Here is a 24,489-nt window from a genome sequence, read left to right as displayed (position 1 = left end):
GACGGGGAGCTTCGCCTGCCGCGGGCGCCCGGTGTGATCCGTCTGTTCTGGGCGAGGCACACGCGCGTGGCCGACACGATCGTCGCCCTGATCTACGCAGTGCCCGAGGGCATTGCTCGCATCCTCGCCTACATCGACGGCGCCGTTCCGCCTGCGCTGAACACCTTCGAGCTCCTGCTCGGTGCCGTGACGGCAGCAGCGCTCTTCGACCGCAGGCGCCGGCCGATCACCGCCCTCGTGCTCGCACTCGCCACGACGGCGCTGTTCCTGTGGAACCCGACCGCGATGGGTGGCATCGCCCTCGTCATCGCGCTCTACTCGGTGGCCGTCCATCACAGCGTCCGGGCATCCTGGATCGGACTCGGAGCCACAGCGGCGGTCCTCACCCTTGCCGGCTTCATGACGGCGGCCCTGTTCGAGGACCCCTGGTTCAACGACGTGCTGACCACCGTCGTCCTCTGCCTCTTCGCCGTCCTCGTCGGCATCAACATCGGCAACCGGGTCCGCTACATCGGCGCCCTCGTCGACCGCGCAGCGCAACTGGCGCGCGAGCGCGATCAGCAGGCGAAGCTCGCCGCGGCATCCGAACGCGCACGGATCGCCCGTGACATGCACGACATCGTCGCCCACAGCCTGTCCGTCATGATCCGCCTTGCCGACGGCGCCGAAGCGATGGTCGACAAGGATCCTGAAGCCTCCCGCGAGGCGATTCAGGCCATCGCCACGACAGGGCGGGCATCCCTCGCCGAGATGCGCCGACTGCTCGGTGTGCTGAGGGATGAGTCTGACAGCGGCGCCGACTGGTCGCCGCAGCCGACGCTCGACAACCTGCCCGAGCTCGTCGAGAGCTATCGCCGGGCCGGTCTGCCGGTGACGCTGCAGACGATCGGCGCCCTCCCGACCGGTTCGGGGGTCCAGCTCGCCATCTATCGCTCCGTGCAGGAGGCCTTGACGAACGCCCTCAGGTACGCCGGCCATCCGACAGAGGTGCTCGTGCGGCTGGATTGCTCAGGCCCAGGCGTCGACCTCACGGTGCGTGATGACGGTACAGGAGGCGCTGCCCAGGCATCGATCGGCGCTGGGCGCGGGCTGATCGGGATGGGTGAGCGCGCCGCGTTGTACGGTGGCATCGTCGAAAGCGGTCCGCTGGGATCCGGCGGCTGGAGAGTACACGTGACGATGCCGCAAGCGGGGGAGGACTCATGACGATCAGGGTCATGCTCGTCGACGACCAGGACCTCCTGCGGATGGGTCTGGCGATGGTGATCGCCGGCGAATCGGACATGGAGGTGGTCGGCGAAGCGGCCGACGGATTCTCCGCAGTAGAGCGGGCGCGCGAATTCCAGCCGGACGTGATCCTCATGGACGTCAGGATGCCGTCGCTCGACGGGATCGAGGCGACCCGGCGCATCGTCCAGGAGCGGCCGGACGCCCGGGTGATCATCCTGACCACCTTCGACCTCGATGAATACGCGTTCGGCGGCCTCAACGCCGGGGCCAGCGGCTTCCTGCTCAAGGACGCCCCGCCGGCGGAGCTGTTCGCCGCGGTGCGCGCCGTCGCCAGCGGGGAGGCCAGCGTGTCTCCGAGAATCACGCGCCGGATGCTCGATCTCTACGGCGGCAAACTTCCCCTTGACGGATCGGCGGCAGGTTCAGGGCGCCTCGACGTACTCACCGAGCGGGAGCGGGAAGTCTTCATCGCCATCGGCAGAGGGCTGTCCAATCCGGAGATCGCGCAATCCCTTTTCTTGTCGGAGTCGACAGTGAAGACGCACGTCGGGCGGATCCTGCAGAAGCTCGACCTCCGCGACCGCGTGCAGGCCGTCATCCTCGCGCACCACGAGGGCCTCGGCTGACCTTCCGTTCGATCCGGCCGACGTCTGGCCGCTGACGCGGCCGCTGTTCCTGGTGTCCTCGCCGACCCCTCTGACGCGAGCTCTGTGCCCCTAAGGGGGGCGCGCAGTCCTCAAACGTGAGGAATACTCTGATACCACCAAACTGAGGAATCATCACATTGCGTGGTGCGGATCAGCCCGCTCGATACGCGGCAGCGATCCGACACCGACCCGGGTATCGAGGGATTTGACGTTATGAAGTTGTTGCAGGGCATGTCATGACGAGAGTCGAACCCCACCCTACGCCGCTGGACGTCCTCCGTGACGTCTCCATTCGCTTCGGCGAACGAGGCAGGCGGGCGCTCTCCGCCCCCGGTGTCGCGTGGACGAGACGGTATCGAGCGAAGCTCCTCGTCACCGACTGCCTGATCGTCTTCGCTGCGATCGCCATCAGCGCGTTTCTCCGGTTCGGCACCGACGAGCACGTCATCTACGTAAGCGGCTTCCCGGTCAACGAGTGGTTCATCGCGCTGGTGATGTCACTGTGCTGGATCGGCGCGCTCGGACTGTACCGCACCAGGGAGAGCCGCGAGCTCGGAGTCGGGGCCGCCGAGTACAAGCGGGTGGTCTCCGCAAGTGCCATCACCTTCGGTCTGCTGGCCATCACCTTCCTCCTCCTCCAGGTCGACATCGCGCGTGGCTTCTTCCTCGTGTCCCTCCCCCTCGGTGTGTCCGCCCTCCTCCTCGGCCGCTGGTCGTGGCGGCGCTGGCTTACCCACCAGCGGCTGTTCGGCAATTACCTCAGCCGCGCGCTCGTCGTCGGGGACCGGGCAGACGTCGGTTACGTGGTGCGTCGCATCCACCACAGCAGCGGGGCTGCATACACGGTCGTCGGCGCCGCCCTGTACGGAGACGCCACCGCCCCGATCGTCGAGGGCCGCACCGTCATCCCTGTCGTCACAACCCCTGACCGCGTCGCCCAGGTCGCCGACGAGATCGGGGCGGACACCGTCATCGTGGCAGGCGGCTACGCGAGCGAATCCACGTACATCCGCGACCTCGGCTGGGAACTCGAGTCGACGGGGGCGGAACTCGTCGTCGCCTCGCGACTCACGAACGTCGCCGGACCGCGGATCCACTTCCGTCCGGTCGAGGGCCTCCCGCTCATGCACGTCGAACTGCCGAACTACGACGGGCCGAAGCACACCTTCAAACGCGTGCTCGACGTGCTCATCTCGGCGTGCGCGCTGATCGTGCTCGCGCCTGTGATGCTCGCGATCGCCGTCGCTGTGAAGCGGGACGGCCCAGGGCCGGTGATCTTCAGCCAGGAACGGGTCGGCCGCAGGGGCGACACCTTCCGGATGCTCAAGTTCCGATCCATGGTGGAGACGGCTGAAAGCGACCTCGCCGCGCTCCTCGACAAGAACGAGGGTTCAGGTCTGCTCTTCAAGATGAAGGACGACCCCAGAGTCACCCGCGTCGGCCGCTTCCTCCGTGCATACTCCCTCGACGAATTGCCGCAGTTGTGGAACGTGCTCGTCGGTGAAATGAGCATCGTCGGACCGCGGCCGCCTCTCCCACGTGAAGTCGCCGACTACGAGGGTCACGTCCGCCGCCGCCTCTACATCAAGCCGGGCCTCACCGGAATGTGGCAGGTGAACGGGCGCTCGGACCTGGACTGGGAGGAGAGCGTGAGGCTCGACCTGTACTACGTCGAGAACTGGTCACTCACTGGCGACCTCATGATCATCTGGCGCACGTTCCGCGTGCTGATCCGACCGGTGGGAGCCTACTGATGTCCGCACACGCACATGGCGCCCTCCGCGTCGGCTACGCGGCCGGGGCGTTCGACCTGTTCCACGTCGGCCACCTCAACATCCTCAAGCACGCGAGAAGCCAGTGCGACTTCCTCATCGCCGGGGTCGTCTCCGATGAGATGCTCGAACTCACCAAGGGCCGCCCGCCGATCGTCCCGCTCTTCGAGCGGCTCGAGATCGTCCGCAACATCCGTTTCGTCGACGACGCCGTCGCGGAGGTCGTCCCTGACAAGCTCGACACCTGGCGATCGCTCCGGTTCGACGTGTTCTTCAAGGGCGACGACTGGCGGGGCACCGAGAAGGGCGAACGGCTCGAAAGGGAGTTCGCCGCTGTCGGTGTCGATGTCGTGTACTTCCCGTACACAGTCAGCACCTCGAGCACCGAGCTGAGACGCGCACTCGATGTTCTCGAATCGGGGCGCCAGTCAGATTCCGCCCACAGCTCACGCGAATCCTCGGTGAACTCATGACGGCGTCAGAGCAGCCCCCGGGCGGGACGCGCATGCGCGGACGGATCCCGCGGCTCGCCGTCGCCGTCGCCGTCTTCGTCGTCGTGGTCGGACTCGTCCTCACCCTCGGTCTCGTCAACGGCTGGTTCACCTTCGGCGGAGCCGACGCCGGAAAGCCGGCGGCCACATCGACACCGACCCCTGCGCCTCCGAAGCCACTCACCCTTCCGACGCCAACCCCTGCACCGATCGGGGACAAGACCGACTCGGTCGAAGCCGTCGACTCGACACTTGACTCCTTCATCCTCGCAACGAACCAGGTGCTCCAACGCGGAGACGGAAGCATCGACGGTGCAGAAACAGTTGCCGCCGGATTCGTCCTCGGCGAACTCCAGGCACTCGCGGCGGAGCGCAAAGCCCTCGGTTACAAGCAGGTGGGCGACGCGAAACTGACGGACGTCACCGTCGGGGCCGTCGACCTGACCGCGAAACCGCCAGCCATGACTCTCAGCGTCTGCGTCGACACGTCCGATGTCGACGTCGTCGATGAGAACGGCAAGTCCCTGAAAGACCGCATGTACACCCCAGACCACCCTGTCCAGCACACTTACGGCGCCCAGTTCCTCAACGGGCTCTGGAAGATCGTCACCCATGAAATACCCGATAAAGGAACGTGCTCATGAACCCCTATGGAGCTCCAGCGATCAGTCGTCCACCGCGTCAACCAGGCGCACGAAATCGCGTCGGGCGGGCGAAAGCGGCCGCCATCCTCGCCACGGTCCTCGCCCTGGGGGCGTCGCTCCTCACCGCGGCGCCGGCAACGGCGGCCGATCCGTTACCGACAGGGCAATCGCTCGCAACAGCGGCCGGTTCCTGCTGGGAGGTCAAGCAGAACGTTCCGTCAGCGACGGACGGCACCTACTGGCTGCTCACCCCTGCGCTCAAGGCACCTGAGCAGTTCTACTGCGACATGACGACGGACGGCGGTGGATGGGTACTCATCGCTCGCGGCCGTGAAGGGTGGAAGGAGCTCTACGGCGGGCTGCGTCCTAACGAGGTCCGCACGACGGTCTCCGGAACAGGGGCGTTCAAAACCGCACAGCTCCAGGCTGTCAAGGTGGATGGACTCCTCAACAACGGCCGCGTCGATGCGCTCACCGACGGCGTCCGCGTCCGTAGGGCGTCGAACGCGACAGGCACCGCATACCAGGAGGTGCGCTTCAAGTACCAGGTTCGTGACCGCTGGGTGTGGACCTTCGCCGCTGAGCACCGGGTCTCGACCTATAGCTTCAACGGCGTCACCGGATCAGGCGGGCAAACCAGGAACTTCGGCAACAACAGCGGCCTGAACCGCTTCGATACGACCTATACGGCCGCGCAGGGGTGGACCGCAGGAATGGCGTACGGTTCGCAGATCACTGGCACCAACAGTGCAACGACCTACCTGTACACCAGCACGAACGGCAACGGCGGAGCCCGCCCGTTCGCTCAGATGTACCTGCGGCCGAAGCTGAAGATCGCCGAGATGAACTTCGGAACGATCCCGGATGCCGGCGCGCCGGCGACCGCGCAGATCCCGCTCGCTGAGAGCGACGCACAGCGCACGGTCTGGGGAGTCTCCGGCCTCGCCAACGGGCGTACCGGTGAACTCAACACCGAGGTCAGCGCCTTCGGCCAGTCAGGCACGAGCTTGTACGTGGGAGGCAACTTCCGTTACGTGCAGCGAGCCGAAGCATCCACAGGCGCGGACAAGGTCGAACGTCCGTATGTGGCCGCATTCAACGTGGCCGACAGCCAGTTCCGCCCCGCATTCGCCCCCGTGCTCAACGACCAGGTGAAGGCCATCGCGGCACTGCCCGACGGTCGGGTCGCGCTCGGCGGAATGTTCAGCGTCGCGAACGGCGACAGTCACACCGGCATCGTCATCGTCGATCCGACTACCGGCGCCACGACCGGTTGGCAGGTCGATGCGGAGAACCGCACAACGGGTGGTGTCGCCCAGATCCGGGGCTTCTCTGTCCAGGGAAACTGGCTCTACATCTCCGGTTCGTACACGCACCTCGTGCGGCAGGGCGGGATCACCGCCTCGAGCTGGAACGGCGGAAGGATCAACCTCACCACGGGCGTGCCAGACGTCAACTGGAACCCGATCATGAACGGGACGAGCGTCGGTGTCGACGCCTCTCCGAGCGGCGACCGGACCTACTTCTCCGGATACTTCCGCCAGACGGAAGAGACGCAGACGCTCAGTGCGAACGCACTGTCGACTGCGGCAGGCGCCGACCCGGTCACCCCGCTGTGGGCGCCGATCTTCTCGAAGCCGGGCGTGAACAACACCGGAAACATCTGGCAGCTCGGTGTCCGCGAAGCGGGCGGCAAAGTCTGGATCGGCGGATCTGAACACAGCCTGTTCAGCTACGACCGGAACAACTTCGTCAGGCAGAGTGGCTCGATCACCAAGGCGGGCGGTGACTTCCAGGTCGTCAGCTCGACCGGGAACGTCGTCTACGCCGGGTGCCACTGCGGCGACTGGGTCTACGAGAACGCGTTCTTCTGGGACGGCGTCGGCACCAACTGGACGCAGGCGGACAAGATCAGCCTCGTCGGGGCATGGGATGTCGCCACCGGTCAGGTCCACGAAGATTGGAGCCCGTTCATCCAGGCCCGCGCAGGGTACGGCGCGTGGGGGCTCTTCACTGACTCGACCGGCGTCCTGTGGACGGGTGGTGACTTCTCACGCACTCTGAGGGCAGGGGAAGTCAGCCAGTGGTCCGGCGGATTCGCCAGGTTCGCTCCGAGGGACGCGGCAGCGCCGAGCAAACCGGGGGCGCTCACCTCCACGCGCCTGGACTCGACGACCGCCCGCCTCAACTGGGGAGCGTCGACCGACAACAAGGCCGTGACCGGCTACGAGGTTCTCCGCGAGAACAAGGTCGTCGCCGTCACCACGTCGGGCGTCAGAACGGTGAACGTCCCGATAGAAGCGGCGGATGTCCGCTACTTCGTCAGGGCCGTCGATGCGGCCGGCAACCGGTCGGCAACCACTGCGGTCGCGCTGGTGTCGCCTCCGGCGGCAGCGCCTGCGGGCGTGACGGTGACGGGTGAAGCCACGGACAGCACCACTGTCCAGCTCACCTGGACGCATCCGTCGGGGTCATCGGCCGTCGAGTATCGCGTGTCCCGAAACGGCACACAGATCGGCACCGTCCCGGCATCCGCTCCCGGATACACCGACTCCGGTCTCTCCGCGTCGACGAGTTATAACTACAGCGTCGTCGGGGCGGATTCGTCCGGCCAGACAGGACCCGCAGGTACCGTGACCGTCACGACACCTGCCGGTCCTCCTGACCCCCAGGTGACCCTGGTGCAGGACTCAAGCAGCTGGAAATGGCGGTTCCACACCGACGCTCTGGCTGCCGGCTGGCAGAACCCGGGATTCGATGACTCGGCCTGGGCGTCAGGCCCAGGTGTGCTCGGGTTCAACACCGCAGGGATCGGAACCGACATCAGTGTCGGGGCGCCGACGCCACGGCCGCTGAGCGCTCAGTTCCGCGGCACGTTCGAGACGCCTGATCCGGGTGAGTTCGAAAGCGTGGCCCTCTCGGTGATCGCGAATGACGGCGTCATCGTCTACGTGAACGGCACCGAAGTGGGCAGGGCGAACCTGCCGGCCGGCGCTATCACGCAGAACAGCTACGCGACAGCTGCACCGCGATCGGCCACGGCCGCTGCGAACCGTGTCACCTTCAATGTCCCTGTGGCTCTGCTGAACGCGGGGACGAACACGATAGCGGCGGAGACGCACGCGAATTATCGGTCGACCCCCGACCTGACGTTTGCGCTCACCGGTGTAGGTACGCGCGGCTGATGAACAGATACAGGGTGGCGACGGCCGAGCTGGCCTCAGCGCAGAAGTCGGGTGCAGGAGTACCCGCCTACCTGCGCTGGGTCAACCGGGGCCTCGGACGACGGGCGGCAGCAGCCGCGTACGTCGTCGGGCTCTCCCCGAACGCCGTCACCCTGATCAGCGGGGTCGTGTCCGCGGGGGGAATGGCCGTCCTGGTCTTCCTCCCGCTCACGCCCGCCGCCGCGTTGGCAGCGATGCTTCTGTTCCTGGCCGGGTACGCACTCGACTCAGCGGACGGGCAGCTCGCCCGGCTGACGAACCGGGGGAGCAAGGCGGGGGAGTGGCTCGACCATGTCGTCGACTCCGTCCGCCTGCCCCTCGTCCACCTCGCCATCGCCGTCTGCCTCTGGCGGGCGGGGCTCCCGCTGTGGTCGGTTGCGGTGGCGCTCCTCTTCCTCGTCCTGTCGTCCGCCTGGTTCTTCGCCCAGACGCTGGCCGGGAAACTCTCGGCCGCCGCTTCCGACGACGGCTCCGCGGCGGAGGGCACGCCCGACTGGGTGTCGTTCGCGAAGATCCCCTACGACGTCGGGACCCTCTACGTGACAATCGCGGCGCTCGCCTACCCTCCACTCTTTCTGGTCCTCTACACGGGGCTCTTCGTCGTGACGGCAGGGGTCGCCGCGCTCTCGCTCCGTCGCAAGTACCAGGCCCTCATCGGGGAACAGCCGCGAGACCGCGTGCGGGAGGGCTGAGGCATGTCCCTCCTCACCAGGCTGACGGGTCCTCGACCGACCGCGTCGGACACCCGCCTGGCCGGCCCGCTCCCTGATCTCCCCGCCTGGCCGGTCCTCATCCTGCTCTGGGGGATGGGCGTCTGGTGGGCTTTCGGCCTGCTGCCGTTCTACACGGCGATCATGGCCGTCGTGATGGTCGCCTTCCTCTTCCAGCGCGGCCGGGTCGAGATCGTTCCAGGCTCGCTGTCGTTCTCGGTCTTCGTGGCGTGGATGCTTCCGTGTGCGCTGATGCTGGACTCCGCTGGCCGGCTGCTGGGCTTCGGCGTCCGGTTCGCTCAATTCGCCGCCGTCGCGGTCATCATCGTCTACGTCGTCAACGCTCGGAAAACGCTGACGGTATCCCGGCTCCTCGCCGGACTCACCGCGATGTGGGTGTTCGTCATCTTCGGAGGCTACCTCGGACTGTTGTGGCCCGAAGGCGAGCTGCGGAACACGATCGGCCTCCTCCTCCCGTCGTCCATCCTGCAGAACGAGTACGTCAGCGACCTGGTGTTCCCCCAGTTCGCCGAGATCCAGACACCGTGGGGAGCTGTCGAACCGTTCCTGCGGCCGTCGGCTCCGTTCGCGTACACGAACGGCTGGGGAGCGGCGATCACCATTCTCACGCCCATCGCCGTCGCGTACGCCATCGCGGTTCGAACAGCGAAGGCAACCATTCTGCTCGTCATCGGCATCGCCCTCTCCATCCCGCCGGCGATCGCGACGAGCAACCGGGGCCTGTTCATCGGAATCGCTGCGGTCGTGGCTTACGTGCTGGTGCGCCTCCTGTTCCGGGGCAAGTGGGTGCCGTTCCTCTGGCTCACCTTCCTCGGAGCGGCCCTCACCGTCATCCTTCTGTTGTCAGGGATGCTCGACCGCATCACCGAGCGCCAGGACACGGTCGACACCACGGAGGGCAGGGGAGATCTCTACGCGGAGACCTTCGAAAGGACGCTCGTCTCGCCACTCTTCGGCTACGGCGCTCCGCGGCCGTCGTTCACGAGCGAGATCACCGTGGGGACCCAGGGCACCCTGTGGAACCTGATGTTCTGTTTCGGCTTCGTCGGGCTCGCGCTCTTCGCCTGGTTCCTCCTCGGCGGAGTAGCTCGAACATGGGCCGCCCCGAATGTTTCAGCGCTGTGGCTGCACGGATCCCTCGTCGGAGCCGTGGTCATGAGCATCTTCTACGGTCTCGACCGGCACCTGCTCGCTATCGGCATCGTGCTCGCTCTGATGCTCAGGGAGCGGTACGCGCCGTCCTCGGACTACTGGACGAGGCATCCGAGGCCGTTCGGGTCGGCCCATGCCGACTGAACGGCTGGCCAGGAGCGGATCGATCAGCCTTTTCGGCTCGGTCTTCGCCGCCGCGGCCGCTTTCGTCCTCACCGCATTCGTCGGCAACGGTGCTGGGGCATATGGCACGGGTATCTTCTTCCAGGCGATCGCCATCTTCACCATCGTCAGCCAGATCCTCCGGCTGGGGACGAGCACGGGGATCGTCCGGTTCCTCGCAGGCCAGAACGCGTTCGAGCGGCGGGGTGAGGCGTGGAGGACGGTCCTCATCGCCGTCGTACCCGTCGCCGTCGTCTCCGCGGTCGCCGGGGTGGCCCTCACCGTCTATTCGCTCCCGATAGCGACCTGGTTGTCCGCACCGGGGGAGGAGGAGGCGCTGGCTTCCCTGCTGCGGACCATGGCACCCTTCATCGTCGTTGCCGCCGTGCTCGGAGTGCTCCAGATGGCGGTGCGGATGGTCCGGGGTGTGAAGACGTTCACCCTGCTGCAGAGCATCCTTCTGCCTGCGTCGAGACTGGTCGCTGTGGCGACCGTGATCTGGCTGGTCGGCACCGTGTCGCAGTACGTCATGGCCTGGATGATCCCCCTCCCTGTCTGGCTCGTCGTGACGTGCGCCGTCCTTGCCGGGCCGCTCCTGCGGGACTGGCGCTCCCGCCGTGAGGCGAGCAGCCGATTCCGGGATGACGCCAGATCGTTCTGGGCGTTCAGCGGTGCGCGCGCCGTCGGCGCCGGGCTGGAGACGGCGCTCGAGTGGTCCGACGTCCTGATCGTCGCCGCGCTGGCCTCTCCCACCGAGGCCGGGATCTACGCGGTTGCGACTCGGACCATCCAGGCCGGCCAGGTCGTCGACCGCTCGATGCGGGTTGCAGTCAGCCCGACGATCTCCGGACTGCTGGCCCAAGGGCGGCTGGAGGAGGCCAGCACCCTCCACACGCGTGTCACGCGGGCCATGATCCTCACCACCTGGCCGTTCTACCTCCTGCTGGCCACTCTCGGTTCCGCCGTGCTCGGGATCTTCGGGCCCGAGTTCCGCGAGGGGGCGATCGTGCTCTCGATCCTCGCGGTTGCGATGATGGTCCAGTCGGCAGCCGGCATGCTGCAGAGCATCATGCTCCAGGGCGGCAGGAGCTCATGGCAGATGTACAACAAGTCCCTCGCGCTCGGCGTGAACATCGGGCTCAACCTGCTGCTGGTCCCGGTCATCGGTATGGTCGGGGCTGCGATCACCTGGGCGGTCGGGATCATCGTCGAGACCCTCGTTGCGTCCTGGCAGGTACACCGACGGATGGGTGTGCGGCTGGCCCCGCGTCGGCTCGCCTTCGCGATGGCGCTGGCTGCCGTCGTCTACGGTGTCGGAGGCCTCGCTGCACGCCTGGCGTTCGGCGATTCGCTGCTCGTGCTGATCGTCGCGGCCACGGGGCTGAGCGTGATCTACGGCGTCATCCTCTGGGCGCTGAGGGCGAGGCTGGACATCAGGGCGTTGTGGGCCGAGTTGCCCGGGCTCAAACGCTTCGCGTAGCCCAGGCGACCTGGCTCAGTGGCGGTGCAGGATCAGCCCGGCGGCCGCGATCTGGCGACGGAACCGTGTGCGGGCACCCAGTTTGTGCGGGGGGCGGGTGAGCAGGTCGCTCACGCCGTCGACCCCAGGCGTCGCCTCAGCGTGATCGACACGGGTCACCAGCGATCCGGCGACGGCTTCGTCCAGACGCGCCCAGAGGTCGTCCCGACTCGTCACACGGTGGATGAGCCCCAGTTCTGCCATCTCCTCGGTGAAGAGGAGCTGGTGGTCGTCGACGACCTCGTCGTCCTTCGGCACCCGGGGAACGACGATGGGCACCCGGCCGAGCGCACGCATGTCCATGATGCCTCCTGCGCCGCCCTGGAGCACGATGGCGTCAGCGGTGGAATAGAGGGCGAGGAGTTGGTCATAGGCGAGGATCTCGTGGTTCTCCGCGCCCCTGACAGGCGTGCCAGGGCCGTGTTGCATGACGATCCTGACTCCCGGATGGGCATCCGCCCACGGCTGGACCCATTCGCTCAGTCGGTGGAAGGGGAGATGGTAGGTGCCGGCGCTCACGACGACGGTGCTCTGCCGAGTCACAGGACCACCCCCGTTCTCGTCGCATCCGGATAGATTTTCGTGAGCTGGGGCCATTGAACGAGGATCTCGTCTGCGAACGGGTAGACAAGCAGGCCGCTCAGCGACGGAGAAGCGATCCTGTCCACCGGTTCGAGAAAAGCTGTTCTGGCACCGAAGTGTCCGGCCTGAAGAAAGAACGGAAGCGCGATGGCCGCACCGGTGCTGAAGACGAGGTCTGGTCGCTCTGCGGCGAGGACGTGCCTGGCCAGACCGAAGTTGCGGATCAGGTTCGGCACGTTGCGAACGGTCGGATAGTGGGCTTCGACCATCCGTTCGTCTGCGAGCCTCGACCGTGCGTCCTCGGTCGGGAGTGTGACCCATGAACGCTCGTGGTTGCCCCACCAGGAGCGAAGCGCCAAGGCCTGGGTCAGGTGCCCGCCCGACGAACACACGATGAGGATGCGCACGAGTCAGATCCCCTTCCCGAAGCGCCGGACAACGCGTATCACCTGAGGAGCCGTGACAAGCCCGGTTGAGATGGCCAGCGCGAGCGCCGCCTTGACCTGCCCGGGGTCGTTCTTGAGAGCCCGTCGTGCCCACGACCTGGCCTCCGTCTTCTGCCCGCTGGCCGCGAGCGAAAAGGCGACCTGCGACTGAATGCGTCCGATGGCCTTCTTGTTCGATGCAAACTCCGGATGTTTCGACAAAAGGTACTGGAGCGCCTCGGCGTACAGCGCCCATTGGCCGAAGAAGTACGACTGTCCCTGCCACGTCACATTGACGAGAGGCCGGTTGACGACGGCGACGGGATGAAGAGCGGACGCGCGGAGGAGGAGGTCGTAGTCCTCTCCGTAGCTCCGCGGCAGCAGTTCGTCGACAAGGCCGAGGTCGCCGAGGAGTCGCTCGCGACGGAAGAGAAGACTGGACGAGTGCAAGCCTGCGAGCCCCTTTTGAACAAGGTCGCTGTGACTGATGACGTCGCCAGACATCAGCCGCTCATGGGTGCGCTGGCCATCGTCCACGACCATCGCTGTCCCGACCAGGATGGCGTCGGGCTGGCGTTGGAGGACCTCCATCTGTGCCGCCAACTTGCCCTGGAGCCAAAAGTCGTCGTCGTCGAGGAACGCGACGTAGTCGGTGCCTGCTTCCATGATCCCCGTGTTGCGCGCCCCCGCGAGCCCTCTGGCCCGCGAATTCTTCACGCCGCGCAGGGTCTGGCCATCGCGGAGGGAGATGTCGGGCAGTTCGACGTCGCATGCATCGAAAACAACCAGGATCTCGAGCGGACCCTCGTAGTTCTGCTCCGCGATACTCGTCACGGCACGTTTCATGAGCTCCGGGCGGTTGTGCGTCGGCACCACCGCGGTCACCGGAGGCGCCGTCATCGTCGACTCCGATGCCAGGCTGCGTGAGCCCGCCGGGGGGACCCTTCCGCCGGCGTTGCGCTGGTCCATCACGCGACCTCCAAGGGTGCGCCCCGAATGGGGCATGCTGTCCGTGTCTCTTGGTGGCTAGCATAATGTGAGGAATCCACACTTTCCAGAACTTGACCCGTCTTGGGGGTAGGCAATGCTCAGAATCGCAATCGTCGGTGTCGGCAAGATGGGGCTGTCCCATCTGGCCATGGTGAACGCGCATCCCGACGTCCAGGTCGTCGGGGTCTGCGACTCCATGGTCTACATCCTGGACGTGCTGTCGAAGTACACGGGTGTGGCGACATTCACCGACTATCGCAAGATGCTCGACCGAGTCGACGCGGATGCCGTCATCATCGCCACCCCGACGTCGTCCCATTACGCACTCGTCTCTGAGGCGCTCGACCGGGGCATCCACGTCTTCTGCGAGAAGCCGCTGACGCTCTCGTCCCAACAGTCGGAGGAGCTCGCCGCCAGAGCGCAGTCAGAGGGACTCGTCACACAGGTCGGGTACCACAACCGGTTCGTCGGGGCTTTCCGCGAGGTGAAGCGACTCCTCGACCTCGGGGCGATCGGTGACGTCACGCACGTCAGTGCGGAGGCATACGGACCCGTCGTCCTCAAAGAGAAGGGGAGCACCTGGCGCAGCAAGCGGGACAGCGGCGGCGGATGCGTCTACGATTACGCGGCCCACCCGCTCGACCTGCTCAACTGGTACTTCGGCTCTCCGACCGGCGTCGGCGGGACCGTCCTCGGCAGTGTCTTCTCCGCCGAAACCGACGACGAGGTGTTCACCACCCTGTTCTTCCCCCAGGGGATGACCGGCCAGCTGTCCGTGAACTGGTCGGACGAGTCCTTCCGCAAGATGACGACACAGCTCACCATCTACGGCAAGAAGGGCAAGATCTCCGCCGACCGGCAGGAGTGTCGTGTCTATCTCAACGAGTCGGCCGCAGTGCCGGACGGCTACCGCCACGGCTGGAACGTGCGGTACACCACCGAACTCACCGATCCGGTGTGGTTCTACCTGCGCGGCGAAGAGTACAGCGCGGAACTGGACTACTTCGTCCGGTCCGGGCTGGACGTCCCGCTGGTCGAACGCGCCCACCGGGAGAACAACTTCGCCATCGCCGCAGGCACGGACCGCGTCATCGAGATGCTCATCGCTGACGCCGCCGTCGGACCGTCGACGTTGCGCGAGCAGGCGGCGCCAGTGCCGGCCGCTCCCGCACGGGCGCCATTCTGGCATCGACGAACCCGCGCATCCGTCGCCTGACGTCGCGCCCATTTCACCCAGGAGGACCAGTGGACCGCTTACTGCTCGGAGACAATCAGTTCTTCGGCGTCAATCACATGTCGGAGGAGAAGGCGCGTGCCCAGGCCGTGCGCTTCCAGGACACGGCAGCCATCATCGAGGTCATCGATGCGGCGTACGCCGAAGGCATCCGAACCTTCATGTGTACGACGCACGAACGGATCGCCGAGGTCTGTGATCACGTACGCGCGCACCCGGACCGGTACCCGGACTACCAGTTCTATCCGTGCATGCCGTATGCCCACAAATATGCGAACGCCGTCTCGGAGTACGGGATGCTCGGCGCGCTGAAAGCGTTCCTGCCGGATGAGGGCCTGCTCAACGCTGCTGTGCGCGGAGGCAAGTCGTTCGCCACCAAAGACATCGAAGGCATCATCACGCTGCTCGTCGACGCAGAGATGAAGATGTTCCGCGGCCTGTCGACCCCGGTGATCTTCCTGCAGAACGTGGTCGTCGACCTCCTGCTCGGCCTCGGCTTCGTCGACGCGTTCCGGATGTTCGCCGACCACGTCAGGGCCAGGTACGGCGCCGAACCCGGGTTCATCACGATGAACCTGCCCCGACTGCTTGTGATGCTCGAACGCGCGGGTGTCGAGAACCCGATCGTCTGCTCGAACATCAACAAGATCGGTTTCCGTGTGTCCGGCGGTGCCGAGGCATACGGCTCTGCACTGTCCAGCGGGCAGTTCCGGCCGATCGCCATGTCGGTGTTCGCCTCGGGAGCGATCCCGCCCCGCGAAGCACTGGAGTGGATCCACAGCCAGCCCGGCATCGAGTCGATCGTCTTCGGCGCCTCGTCCGCGTCGCACATCCGCAGCACGGTGAGCATCGCCCGCGAGCTGTGGGCAGAAGATTCGGTCGCTCAGGTCCCCAGGCTCGCCAGGGCCTGAACCGGCCCCGAGGGCAACACACAGCGGCGCCGCCTCCGGAAATCGGAGGCGGCGCCGCTGTCTGTGCTGGACGTCAGGACGGGACAGGGGAAGCGACATCGCAGACGACGGTTCTCGCCTTGCCGCGGTCGTGCGCGATGAACTCCACCGGCTCGAGCACGACGGGCACGGCGTGCTCGACGATCACCGCAAGCCGTTCGGCGGCGTCTGCGACGGCCGCCTCGGCGCCGGGGCTGTCACTCGGCACGTAGCGGAGGGCGATGCTGTAGTCGGCGTGCTGGTGGATCTGGAACTGGCGGACGGCGTCCGGTCGTGCGTTGAAGAGGGCGTTGAGGCCTCCGGCGACGCTCATTCCGTTGGGGAGGCGCAGTACGTCCGAAATGCGCCCGGAGATGGGTGCGATGCGGGTCAGCGACCTCCCGCACGGGCATGGCTCGTCGATGATGTGGGTGAGGTCGCCGATCTCATAGCGGATGAGCGGGAACACCCGGTTGCAGAGGTCGGTGACGACGACGTTGCCGTGCACACCGGCGGGGACCGGCTTCCAGTCGTCATCGGTGATCTCGAGCATGCGCAGGTCGGAGAGGACGTGCAGGGCCGACTTGTCTGCGCACTGCGCTGCGACCCAGGGCACCTCCGCCGTGCGGTACTGGTCGTACACCGGAGCGCCGAGCACGGACTCGATGAACGCGCGCTGCGACGGCGTGACCGGTGCAGATGTGACTCCGATCGCGTGTGGTGCGTGGATCGACAGGCCGTTCTCGAAGACGTACGAGGCGAACTCGTGGACTCCGCCGATGTAGCCGTTCAGGAGGCGCGGAGCCACCTCGGTCCACGTCTCGTGGAATTGCTCCATCGATGAGGGTGACATCCCGCGGGAGTCCAGGACGACGTGCCTGCTCGGCCACCACTCGAGCGCCTCGCGACGCTGGGTCGCCGGCGTCCGCCGTTCCCGATGGATGAACGCCATGTCTTCCCAGGGCTCGATCCCCCACCAGCGGTAGACCCGCCACCACATGGCGGCGACGGGGGAGAGCTTGTCGTGGAAGAGCGAGACGGGGACCCCTGTGCTTCCCCCGGTGGCGCTGGTCAGCCGGCGTGACACAGGGACGCCCTCGGAGAGGAAATCGTCCCTGCGCTCCCTCAGGTCGGACTTCTGCACGACGGGCAGGTCCGCGAAGACCTCAGGGTCATACAGGTCGCGCCGGTTGATGCCCGCCTCACGGTAGCGGTCCCGGTAGAACGGTGTGGTGTCGAACGCATAGCGGGCGAGCTCCATCGTCGTCGCACGCTGCCGCTCTGCGGCGACCTCGGGGTCGACGAGTTCGTTCGCGCGCAGCGTGCGGTCGACCGCCCGGATGCCCCGTTGCGCGATCCGTGTCTTGATTCCAAAGGCGGTCGATGCGAATCGCGCGGTCACGGGGGCCTCCAGGAGCGGTCAGGAGCGGGGGATGCGGAGAATCAGCGCTTGTTCGCCGGGCCAGGAAGGAGCAGTTCGGCACGGTCCTTGTCCGAGGGGAAACCCTCGTCAGGCAGGATGAGCGTGCGCGGGGGCACCCATTCCTGGTCTTTCTTCGTCTTCTGCCTGGGAGTGGAGGGCCTGGCCGGACGTTTGGCGGGGAGCGGTTCAGCCTCCTCGGCGACAGGCTCGATGACCGGACGCTGGTGCAGGCGTCTGCGCCCATAGAGCAGGGCGCTGAACGAGCCGAGGAACAGTCCGATGAACAGGCCGCCGGCGACGAATACGGCCACCGAAGGCCTCGTCGACGACGACGGTTCGACGGCTGGACTGATGAGCGCTCCCGAGTAGAACGTCGTCGAGGTGAGTGCCGCCTGGCTGTTCTGGAGGGAGACGATCTGCGCCTGCAGGGTCTGGGTGTTCTCGCTCTGCGGGTCAGCGGCCGCCAGTTGCGTCTCCAGCTCAGCGATCCTGCCGGAAAGGAAGGTGATGGCGTCAGCGACAACTGCTTCGGCGTTGGCGACACGGCGCTCGCTGTACGCGTTCGCGATCGCGTTGGCCTGCTGCGCGGCCGTCATGGGGTCTTCGGCCGTCACCGTGAATGCGAGAACCTGCGATCCCTTGGGAACGGACACGACGACCCCGTCGCGGAGCTCGCTGATCGATTGAGTGCCCAGGGCTTTCGCCGCAAGAGTCAGCACCTCACTCGAGGTCGCGACGACCCGTTCCGTCTCCATGTTGACATCGCTGCCCGATCCCTGGCTGGCGGAACTGACCGTGAGCGGCTCAACGGTCATGACGGCTGTCGCCTCGAACTTCTGCGGCCACAACTGGTATGCGCCGAGCGCGAGGACGGCGAAAGCTATCGCGAAGGCGACCAGCAGGAGCCAGCCGCGCGCGATACTTCGATACAAGTCCTCAAGTGTCCATGCGGTTTTCACAGCGGCATCCCCTCGATCGGTAAACATGACTATACGTCACGTTTCGAGGTGGCCATGCCCCCAGATTGCGGTGCAAAATGCCGATGGATGTCGGGATCTGTCAGGTTCCGGACATGAAGAAACCCCCATCATGTAGAAGCTAGACAGGGGTTTCAGTGGCTCCGACGGGCGTCGATCCCGTGACCTCACGATTTTCAGTCGTGCGCTCTACCAACTGAGCTACAGAGCCGAACGGCTATAGCCGCTGGAAGGGAAAAAACCCTTCCTTTCGGAAGGGCTCTTCACTTCAGCGACCCTGACCGGACTTGAACCGGCGACCTCCGCCGTGACAGGGCGGCGCGCTAACCAACTGCGCTACAGGGCCTTACTTTTTTACTTGTTCTCACTCTAGTAGTTATCGTGACCCCAACGGGATTCGAACCCGTGCTACCGCCGTGAAAGGGCGGCGTCCTAGGCCACTAAACGATGGGGCCGCGAGCCTGTGAGGGCTCCGTAACTACCGAGAAGTAAGCATACGGGTCGATTCGCGATTTGCCAAAACGAGGTCGGCCGACCGGGAAAACCTGCCTCCGAGGACACGAAACCCCGCAGCCGGACGTGGCTGCGGGGCGTCGGATGTCTCGGGGGACGGACGCCTAGTGGCCGCCTTCTTCGCGGAGTTTGACGATCCCGGCCTCGACGATGGCTTCGGCTTCGGCGGCATCGCCCCAGCCCTCGATCGTGACCCACTTGTTGGGCTCGAGGTCCTTGTAGCGGGCGAAGAAGTGCTCGAGCTCCTTGCGCGTCTGCTCGGGGACGTCGGAGATGTCCTGGATGTGTGACCAGCGGGGGTCCTTGTACTGGACGCAGACGACCTTCGCGTCAGAGCCGGCCTCATCGGTCATGTTGAGCACGCCGACGGGGCGGACCTTGATGCCGACGCCGGGGAAGACGGGGTACTCGAGAAGGACGAGGGCGTCGACGGGGTCTCCGTCGAGTCCGAGCGTGTTCTCGAAGTAGCCGTAGTCCACCGGGTAGCTGAAGGCGGTGAACAGAACGCGGTCCAGGTAGACGCGACCGGTTTCGTGGTCGACCTCGTACTTGTTGCGGCTGCCCTTGGGGATCTCTACGACGACGTCGTAATCGGCCATGAGTGTGTTCTCCCTTATCTGAAAGTCTGCAATAACGTTACTTGATGCCTACCGAGAGTTCGCCCCGCCGCCCGCCGCTCGACCCCGCGGTCGCCGAGGTGCGCCTGGCCGTCCGTCGGTCGCTCGGTTCAGCGCTCGACGAGGGGGACCTCGTCCTTGTCGCGCTCAGCGGTGGGCCGGATTCGCTCGCGCTCGCTGCGGCGACCGCGTTCGAGGCGCAGAGGCTCGGCCTTCGCGCCGGCGCCGTCGTGATCGACCACGGTCTCCAGGGCGGGTCTGCGCAGGTCGCTGCGTCCGCGGCGGCGTCAGCGCGATCACTCGGGCTCGACCCGGTCGTGGTCACGCGGGTGGAGGTGCGCGGGAGCGGCGGGCCGGAAGCGTCAGCGAGGTCGGCGCGGTACGCGGCGTTCGAAGCCGCGCTCGCCGACACCGGTGCATCCGCCGTCGCGATCGGCCACACGCTCGACGACCAGGCGGAGACCGTGCTGCTCGGACTCGCGCGTGGCGCAGGCGCAGGCAGTCTCCAGGGGATGGCGCCGGTCACCGGCCGCTACCTCCGGCCCCTGCTCACCGTCAGGAGGTCCACGACACACGCCGCATGCGCCGCCGAAGGGCTCGACGTGTGGACAGACCCGCACAACACGGACCCTTCCTTCTCTCGCGTGCGTGTGCGGGCGAACGTGCTCCCGGTGCTCGAACGGGAACTGGGGCCCGGGATCGCCGACGCCCTCGCCCGCACTGCCGAACAGCTGAGGGAGGACGCCGAGGCGTTCGACGCGATGATCGACGAGTTCATCGAAGAGATCTGTGAGCCAGCAGAAGCGGGGATCGCCGTGTCGGTTGCTGCGCTCGCCGCGAACCCTGCGGCGCTCCGCAATCGCATCATCCGCATCGTCGCGGCCGGTGAGTTCGGCCAGTCCCTGTCACGTGTGCACACGCTGGCGATCGCCTCCCTCGTCACCGACTGGCACGGACAGGGGTCTGTCGACGTCCCCGGCATCTCGGTCTCCCGTGAAGGTGGCCGAATCGTGTTCACGGCGCGCGGATAAGATGAGCAAATGGAATCGAGCGACATCTCAAGCGACCTCACGACCATCCTCGTCACCGAGGAGCAGATCCACGACAAGTTGGCCGAGCTCGCCGCGCGCATCGATGCCGACTACGCGGGCAAGGACCTCCTGCTCGTCGGGGTGCTGAAAGGCGCCGTCATGGTGATGGCAGACCTCTCCCGCGCGCTGACCAAGCACGTGTCGATCGACTGGATGGCCGTGTCGTCATACGGCGCAGGCACGAAGTCCTCAGGTGTCGTGCAGATCCGCAAGGACCTCGACTCCGATCTCACCGACCGCCACGTGCTCATCGTCGAGGACATCATCGATTCCGGCCTGACGCTGTCCTGGCTGCTCGACAACTTCGCCTCCCGTGGAGCGGCGTCCATCGAGGTCTGCGCACTGCTTCGCAAGCCGGAGGCCGCGAAGGTCGTGATCGACTGCAAGTATGTCGGCTTCGACATCCCCACCGACTTCGTCGTCGGCTACGGACTCGACTTCGACGAGCGCTACAGGAACCTCCGTGACGTCGCCGTCCTGGCGCCCCACGTTTACGCCTGATTCGCTCTCGTTCGGCTTGCGGCGAACATAGAGGCGTCGCCCAGCCTTCTGGCGATACCCTTGACTTCACGGGGCGTCAGACGCTTCGCCGTACCTTCAGAAAGGTGTTGGGCTTCCGCTCATCCGCACTATGAATTTCAAGCGCATCTTCAAAGGCCCACTGCCTTACATCCTGATCGCCATCATCGTTTTCTGGGTGGGGTCGAGCCTGCTGAACGTGAACGGATTCCGCGAGGTCTCAACCGACCACGGGCTGGAACTGCTGAAGGACGGCAAGGTTTCCGAGGTGACGCTCACCGAAGGCGACAACCGCGCCGACCTCACCCTGGCCAAGGCCGACGGTGACAACGGCACGATGGTGCAGTTCTACTACCTCACTGCCAGGGCAGACGACGTCGTCGCGGCCGTGGACTCGGCCGCGCCGAGCAAAGGCTTCACCGACAAGGTGCCGCAGCCGAGCTGGTGGCTGTCGATGCTCGGCCTGCTGCTCCCGCTCATCCTCATTGGTGCGTTCTTCTGGATCATGCTCTCCGGCATGCAGGGAGGCGGAAGCAAGGTGATGCAGTTCGGCAAGTCCAAGGCCAAGCTCGTCTCCAAGGAATCCCCGAAGGTCACGTTCGCGGATGTCGCCGGAAGCGAAGAGGCGATCGAAGAGCTCGAAGAGATCAAGGACTTCCTCAAGGAGCCGGCACGCTTCCAGGCCGTCGGCGCCCGTATCCCGAAGGGCGTGCTGCTGTACGGCCCCCCAGGAACAGGCAAGACGCTTCTCGCCCGCGCCGTCGCAGGCGAAGCCGGTGTCCCGTTCTATTCGATCTCCGGTTCGGACTTCGTCGAGATGTTCGTCGGTGTCGGCGCCAGCCGGGTGCGCGACCTGTTCCAGCAGGCCAAGGAGAACTCGCCCGCCATCATCTTCGTCGACGAGATCGACGCCGTCGGCCGTCACCGTGGAGCAGGTATGGGCGGTGGCCACGACGAACGCGAGCAGACCCTCAACCAGCTGCTCGTCGAGATGGATGGATTCGACCCCAAGGCGAACGTCATCATGATCGCCGCGACGAACCGTCCAGACATCCTCGACCCCGCTCTGCTCCGTCCGGGCCGCTTCGACCGCCAGATCGGTGTCGACGCCCCCGATCTGAAGGGCCGCACACGCATCCTCGAAGTCCACGCCAAGGGAAAGCCCATGGCTGAGACGGTCGATCTCGATGTCCTCGCACGGAAGACGCCAGGATTCACCGGCGCCGACCTCGCCAACGTTCTCAACGAGGCGGCGCTGCTCACCGCTCGCTCGAACGCGCAGATCATCGACAACCGTGCCCTCGACGAGGCCGTGGACCGTGTCATGGCAGGCCCACAGCGCCGTAGTCGTGTGATGAGGGACCAGGAGAAGCTCATCACGGCGTACCACGAGGGTGGACACGCCCTCGCCGCTGCCGCGATGCGCAACACGGACCCGGTCACGAAGGTGACCATTCTTCCGCGCGGCCGGGCCCTCGGCTACACGATGGTGCTCCCGCTCGAAGACAAGTACTCCGTCACGCGCAACGAGTTGCTCGATCAGCTCACCTACGCGATGGGCGGCCGCGTCGCCGAGGAGATGGTGTTCCACGACCCGACCACCGGTGCGTCGAACGACATCGAGAAGGCCACGGGAATCGCCCGCAAGATGGTGACCGAGTACGGCATGAGCGCCAACGTCGGAGCGATCAAGCTCGGCCAGTCCAGCGGCGAGGTCTTCCTCGGCCGAGACATGGGCCACCAGCGCGATTACTCCGAGCAGATCGCTGAGACCGTTGACGCCGAAGTGCGTGTGCTCATCGAGCAGGCACACGATGAGGCCTGGCAGGTGCTCAACGACAACAGGGAGATCCTCGACAAGCTCGCCGCAGAGCTCCTCGAGAAGGAGACGCTCGACCACAACCAGCTGGCCGACATCTTCGCCGGCATCAAGAAGCTCCCGCCGAGGCCGCAGTGGTTGTCGAGCTCGAGCCGACCGGTCTCGGAGCAGCCTCCGATCGCCGTTCCCATCGCGAAGGCGCCGATTGATCCAGGGGTGACGGACGGTGGAGTCGAGAGCGACTCCAAGCCGACTCGCGCACCCCAGGTGAACCCGCGCCCGGCAACGGCGTAGCCTCGGTGGCCATCGAGGAGGGCCGGATGGACAGGGAGCGGATCGAACGTGCCGTGACCGAACTGCTGCTCGCGATCGGTGAGAATCCGTCCCGTCCGGGGCTCGAGCGGACACCTGAGCGGGTCGCGGAAGCCTACGAGGAGTTCTTCGGCGGGCTCGGCGTCGACCCGGTCAGCCACCTGACCGATGCCGTGGCTGTCGGCGACGGCGGACCTGGCGAAGCCGTCGTGGTTCGTGACATCGCGTTCCGATCGATCTGCGAACACCACCTTCTGCCCTTCCTCGGGCACGCCCACATCGCCTACTTGCCGAACGAACGCATCGTCGGACTCGGTCGCCTGCCCCGCGTTGTCGACACCCTCGCGTCGCGTCCGCAGATCCAGGAGCGGCTCACAGAGGAGATCGCCGACGCCATCGAGCGTGGCCTCGGCGCACGCGGCGTGCTCGTCGTCCTCGACGCCGTGCACGGCTGCGTCTCCGCCCGCGGTCCGCGCCAGACGGCATCCTCGACCCTCACGATGGCCAGCCGCGGCGTCCTCGCCGAACCGGTCAGGCGGGCAGAGATCATCGCCCTCATCGGACGTGGGGGTACCCCGGTCCATGGCTGATGCCGCCACGGGGCGACCGATGCTCGTGATGGGCATCCTGAACGTCACGCCGAACTCGTTCAGTGACGGAGGCCAGTACCTGGACTATGCCGCCGCGATCGAACATGGCAGGCGGCTCGTTGCGGACGGCGCAGACATCGTCGACGTCGGTGGCGAGTCCACCCGGCCGGGTGCGCAGAGGATCGGGAGCGACGAGGAACAGCGCCGCATCCTGCCGGTGATCCGCTCGCTCGCAGCCGACGGCATCCGCATCTCCGTCGACACGATGAACGCAGACACGGCCCTGGCCTCTGTCGAGGCAGGCGTCGAGATCATCAACGATGTCTCGGGCGGCCTCGCTGACCCGCGCATGGCCGAGGTCGCTGCCCGGACAGGGGCGTTGTTCCTGCTCAGCCACTGGCGGGGACACAGCACCGAGATGGACTCGAGAGCGAAGTACGGCGACGTCGTGCAGGACGTCCGTTCCGAACTCGTGGCCCGGCTCGAGGCGGTCGAGGCGGCAGGAGTCCGCCGCGACCGCATCGTGCTCGACCCGGGGCTCGGCTTCGCCAAGCAGTCCGAACACAACTGGCAGATCCTCTCCCGGATCGGCGAGCTCCAGTCGATCGGCCTGCCCGTCCTGGTCGGGGCCTCCAGGAAACGGTTCCTCGGCGCGCTGCTCGACGAATCGGCGACCATGGCGGATCGCGACCTGCCGACTGCCGTGCTGAGCGCGCTTCTCGCCGACTCCGGACTGTGGGGTGTCCGCGTGCACGACGTGAGCGCGACCGCCGTCGCGCTCGAGGCCTGGAGCCGGCTGCGCTGACCCGCGCACGCTCGGTTTTTGGATGAGGTCCACAAAAGCGGTCGTGACACGTTGCGTCATTCCGGTGCGCGGTAAGCACGAGGTGCTGGCA

General features: G+C 66.2%; 22 protein-coding genes and 3 tRNA genes. 16 read left to right on the top strand and 9 right to left on the bottom strand.

Annotated elements, in window-relative coordinates:
- Positions 1-33 precede the first annotated feature (33 nt).
- The 9 genes from AC1M0F_RS14715 (at position 34) to AC1M0F_RS14675 (ending at position 11,533) form a co-directional block, all read left to right on the top strand.
- Positions 34-1,206 carry a sensor histidine kinase gene (locus AC1M0F_RS14715; RefSeq protein ID WP_480239011.1) on the top strand — a complete coding sequence of 391 codons (1,173 nt, stop codon included), beginning with the start codon at positions 34-36 and terminating at the stop codon, positions 1,204-1,206.
- Complete coding sequence (locus AC1M0F_RS14710) at positions 1,203-1,856, top strand: response regulator (RefSeq protein ID WP_480239010.1); 654 nt, start codon at positions 1,203-1,205, stop codon at positions 1,854-1,856. The genes AC1M0F_RS14715 and AC1M0F_RS14710 overlap by 4 nt, the downstream gene beginning before the upstream one ends.
- Before the next feature lie 257 nt (positions 1,857-2,113).
- Positions 2,114-3,631: a sugar transferase gene (locus AC1M0F_RS14705; RefSeq protein ID WP_480239009.1), complete on the top strand. Its 1,518-nt coding sequence runs from the start codon at positions 2,114-2,116 to the stop codon at positions 3,629-3,631.
- Positions 3,631-4,122: an FAD synthase family protein gene (locus tag AC1M0F_RS14700; protein WP_480239008.1), complete on the top strand. Its 492-nt coding sequence runs from the start codon at positions 3,631-3,633 to the stop codon at positions 4,120-4,122. The genes AC1M0F_RS14705 and AC1M0F_RS14700 overlap by 1 nt, the downstream gene beginning before the upstream one ends.
- Complete coding sequence (locus AC1M0F_RS14695) at positions 4,119-4,784, top strand: hypothetical protein (protein ID WP_480239007.1); 666 nt, start codon at positions 4,119-4,121, stop codon at positions 4,782-4,784. The genes AC1M0F_RS14700 and AC1M0F_RS14695 overlap by 4 nt, the downstream gene beginning before the upstream one ends.
- Positions 4,781-7,969, top strand: a complete 3,189-nt coding sequence (locus AC1M0F_RS14690; RefSeq protein WP_480239006.1) for a fibrinogen-like YCDxxxxGGGW domain-containing protein — start codon at positions 4,781-4,783, stop codon at positions 7,967-7,969. The genes AC1M0F_RS14695 and AC1M0F_RS14690 overlap by 4 nt, the downstream gene beginning before the upstream one ends.
- A complete protein-coding gene (locus AC1M0F_RS14685; RefSeq protein WP_480239005.1) occupies positions 7,969-8,700 on the top strand; it encodes a CDP-alcohol phosphatidyltransferase family protein in 732 nt (243 codons plus the stop codon). Before AC1M0F_RS14690 ends, AC1M0F_RS14685 begins: the two co-directional genes overlap by 1 nt.
- A 3-nt stretch (positions 8,701-8,703) precedes the next feature.
- Positions 8,704-10,035 (top strand): O-antigen ligase family protein, encoded by a 1,332-nt coding sequence (locus AC1M0F_RS14680; RefSeq protein WP_480239004.1) that lies wholly within the window; start codon positions 8,704-8,706, stop codon positions 10,033-10,035.
- Positions 10,025-11,533, top strand: a complete 1,509-nt coding sequence (locus tag AC1M0F_RS14675; RefSeq protein WP_480239003.1) for an MATE family efflux transporter — start codon at positions 10,025-10,027, stop codon at positions 11,531-11,533. The genes AC1M0F_RS14680 and AC1M0F_RS14675 overlap by 11 nt, the downstream gene beginning before the upstream one ends.
- Before the next feature lie 15 nt (positions 11,534-11,548).
- Here the strand turns inward: AC1M0F_RS14675 and AC1M0F_RS14670 are convergent, their stop codons facing one another.
- Genes AC1M0F_RS14670 through AC1M0F_RS14660 form a run of 3 tightly spaced genes read right to left on the bottom strand, consistent with a single transcriptional unit; the run spans position 11,549 to position 13,479 of the window.
- Positions 11,549-12,115: a glycosyltransferase gene (locus AC1M0F_RS14670; RefSeq protein WP_480239002.1), complete on the bottom strand. Its 567-nt coding sequence runs from the start codon at positions 12,113-12,115 to the stop codon at positions 11,549-11,551.
- On the bottom strand, positions 12,112-12,561 hold the full coding sequence (locus AC1M0F_RS14665) for a UDP-N-acetylglucosamine--LPS N-acetylglucosamine transferase (protein WP_480239001.1): 450 nt from the start codon (positions 12,559-12,561) through the stop codon (positions 12,112-12,114). Before AC1M0F_RS14665 ends, AC1M0F_RS14670 begins: the two co-directional genes overlap by 4 nt.
- A gap of 3 nt (positions 12,562-12,564) precedes the next feature.
- The gene (locus tag AC1M0F_RS14660) at positions 12,565-13,479 is read right to left on the bottom strand and encodes a glycosyltransferase family 2 protein (RefSeq protein ID WP_480239000.1); all 915 of its coding nucleotides are present in this window, start codon (positions 13,477-13,479) and stop codon (positions 12,565-12,567) included.
- Positions 13,480-13,663: 184 nt separating this feature from the next.
- Here AC1M0F_RS14660 and AC1M0F_RS14655 point away from each other — a divergent pair, with 184 nt between their 5' ends.
- Complete coding sequence (locus tag AC1M0F_RS14655) at positions 13,664-14,785, top strand: Gfo/Idh/MocA family protein (RefSeq protein WP_480238999.1); 1,122 nt, start codon at positions 13,664-13,666, stop codon at positions 14,783-14,785.
- 29 nt (positions 14,786-14,814) lie between these two features.
- Positions 14,815-15,714, top strand: coding sequence for a hypothetical protein (locus AC1M0F_RS14650; protein WP_480238998.1), 900 nt, complete (start codon positions 14,815-14,817; stop codon positions 15,712-15,714).
- 73 nt (positions 15,715-15,787) lie between these two features.
- Here AC1M0F_RS14650 and AC1M0F_RS14645 read toward each other — a convergent pair whose 3' ends face one another.
- The 6 genes from AC1M0F_RS14645 to AC1M0F_RS14620 all read right to left on the bottom strand — a co-directional run bounded on the left by AC1M0F_RS14645 (position 15,788) and on the right by AC1M0F_RS14620 (position 19,244).
- Positions 15,788-17,134, bottom strand: a complete 1,347-nt coding sequence (locus AC1M0F_RS14645) for a phenylacetate--CoA ligase family protein (RefSeq protein ID WP_480238997.1) — start codon at positions 17,132-17,134, stop codon at positions 15,788-15,790.
- Between the two features lie 41 nt (positions 17,135-17,175).
- Positions 17,176-18,087, bottom strand: coding sequence for a hypothetical protein (locus AC1M0F_RS14640; RefSeq protein ID WP_480238996.1), 912 nt, complete (start codon positions 18,085-18,087; stop codon positions 17,176-17,178).
- 183 nt (positions 18,088-18,270) lie between these two features.
- Positions 18,271-18,343, bottom strand: a tRNA-Phe gene (locus tag AC1M0F_RS14635).
- A 61-nt stretch (positions 18,344-18,404) separates the two neighbouring features.
- Positions 18,405-18,478, bottom strand: a tRNA-Asp gene (locus AC1M0F_RS14630).
- Between the two features lie 36 nt (positions 18,479-18,514).
- Positions 18,515-18,587: transfer RNA gene (locus tag AC1M0F_RS14625), tRNA-Glu, on the bottom strand.
- A 162-nt stretch (positions 18,588-18,749) separates the two neighbouring features.
- Positions 18,750-19,244 (bottom strand): inorganic diphosphatase, encoded by a 495-nt coding sequence (locus AC1M0F_RS14620; protein ID WP_480238995.1) that lies wholly within the window; start codon positions 19,242-19,244, stop codon positions 18,750-18,752.
- A gap of 44 nt (positions 19,245-19,288) precedes the next feature.
- Between AC1M0F_RS14620 and tilS the strand changes: the two genes are divergently transcribed.
- From tilS to folP, 5 genes are all read left to right on the top strand, one after another.
- Positions 19,289-20,293 (top strand): tRNA lysidine(34) synthetase TilS, encoded by a 1,005-nt coding sequence (tilS, locus tag AC1M0F_RS14615; RefSeq protein WP_480238994.1) that lies wholly within the window; start codon positions 19,289-19,291, stop codon positions 20,291-20,293.
- Between the two features lie 9 nt (positions 20,294-20,302).
- Positions 20,303-20,854 carry a hypoxanthine phosphoribosyltransferase gene (hpt, locus tag AC1M0F_RS14610; protein ID WP_480238993.1) on the top strand — a complete coding sequence of 184 codons (552 nt, stop codon included), beginning with the start codon at positions 20,303-20,305 and terminating at the stop codon, positions 20,852-20,854.
- 130 nt (positions 20,855-20,984) lie between these two features.
- Positions 20,985-22,985: an ATP-dependent zinc metalloprotease FtsH gene (gene ftsH, locus AC1M0F_RS14605; RefSeq protein ID WP_480238992.1), complete on the top strand. Its 2,001-nt coding sequence runs from the start codon at positions 20,985-20,987 to the stop codon at positions 22,983-22,985.
- Positions 22,986-23,011: 26 nt separating this feature from the next.
- Positions 23,012-23,593, top strand: coding sequence for a GTP cyclohydrolase I (gene folE, locus AC1M0F_RS14600; RefSeq protein WP_480238991.1), 582 nt, complete (start codon positions 23,012-23,014; stop codon positions 23,591-23,593).
- Positions 23,586-24,398, top strand: coding sequence for a dihydropteroate synthase (folP, locus tag AC1M0F_RS14595; protein ID WP_480238990.1), 813 nt, complete (start codon positions 23,586-23,588; stop codon positions 24,396-24,398). The genes folE and folP overlap by 8 nt, the downstream gene beginning before the upstream one ends.
- Positions 24,399-24,489 lie beyond the last annotated feature (91 nt).

Source organism: Mycetocola sp. Y719 (genome assembly GCF_056713205.1).
The sequence above is the reverse complement of the archived record's forward strand: the minus strand, read 5'-3'. Positions and strand labels throughout refer to the sequence as shown.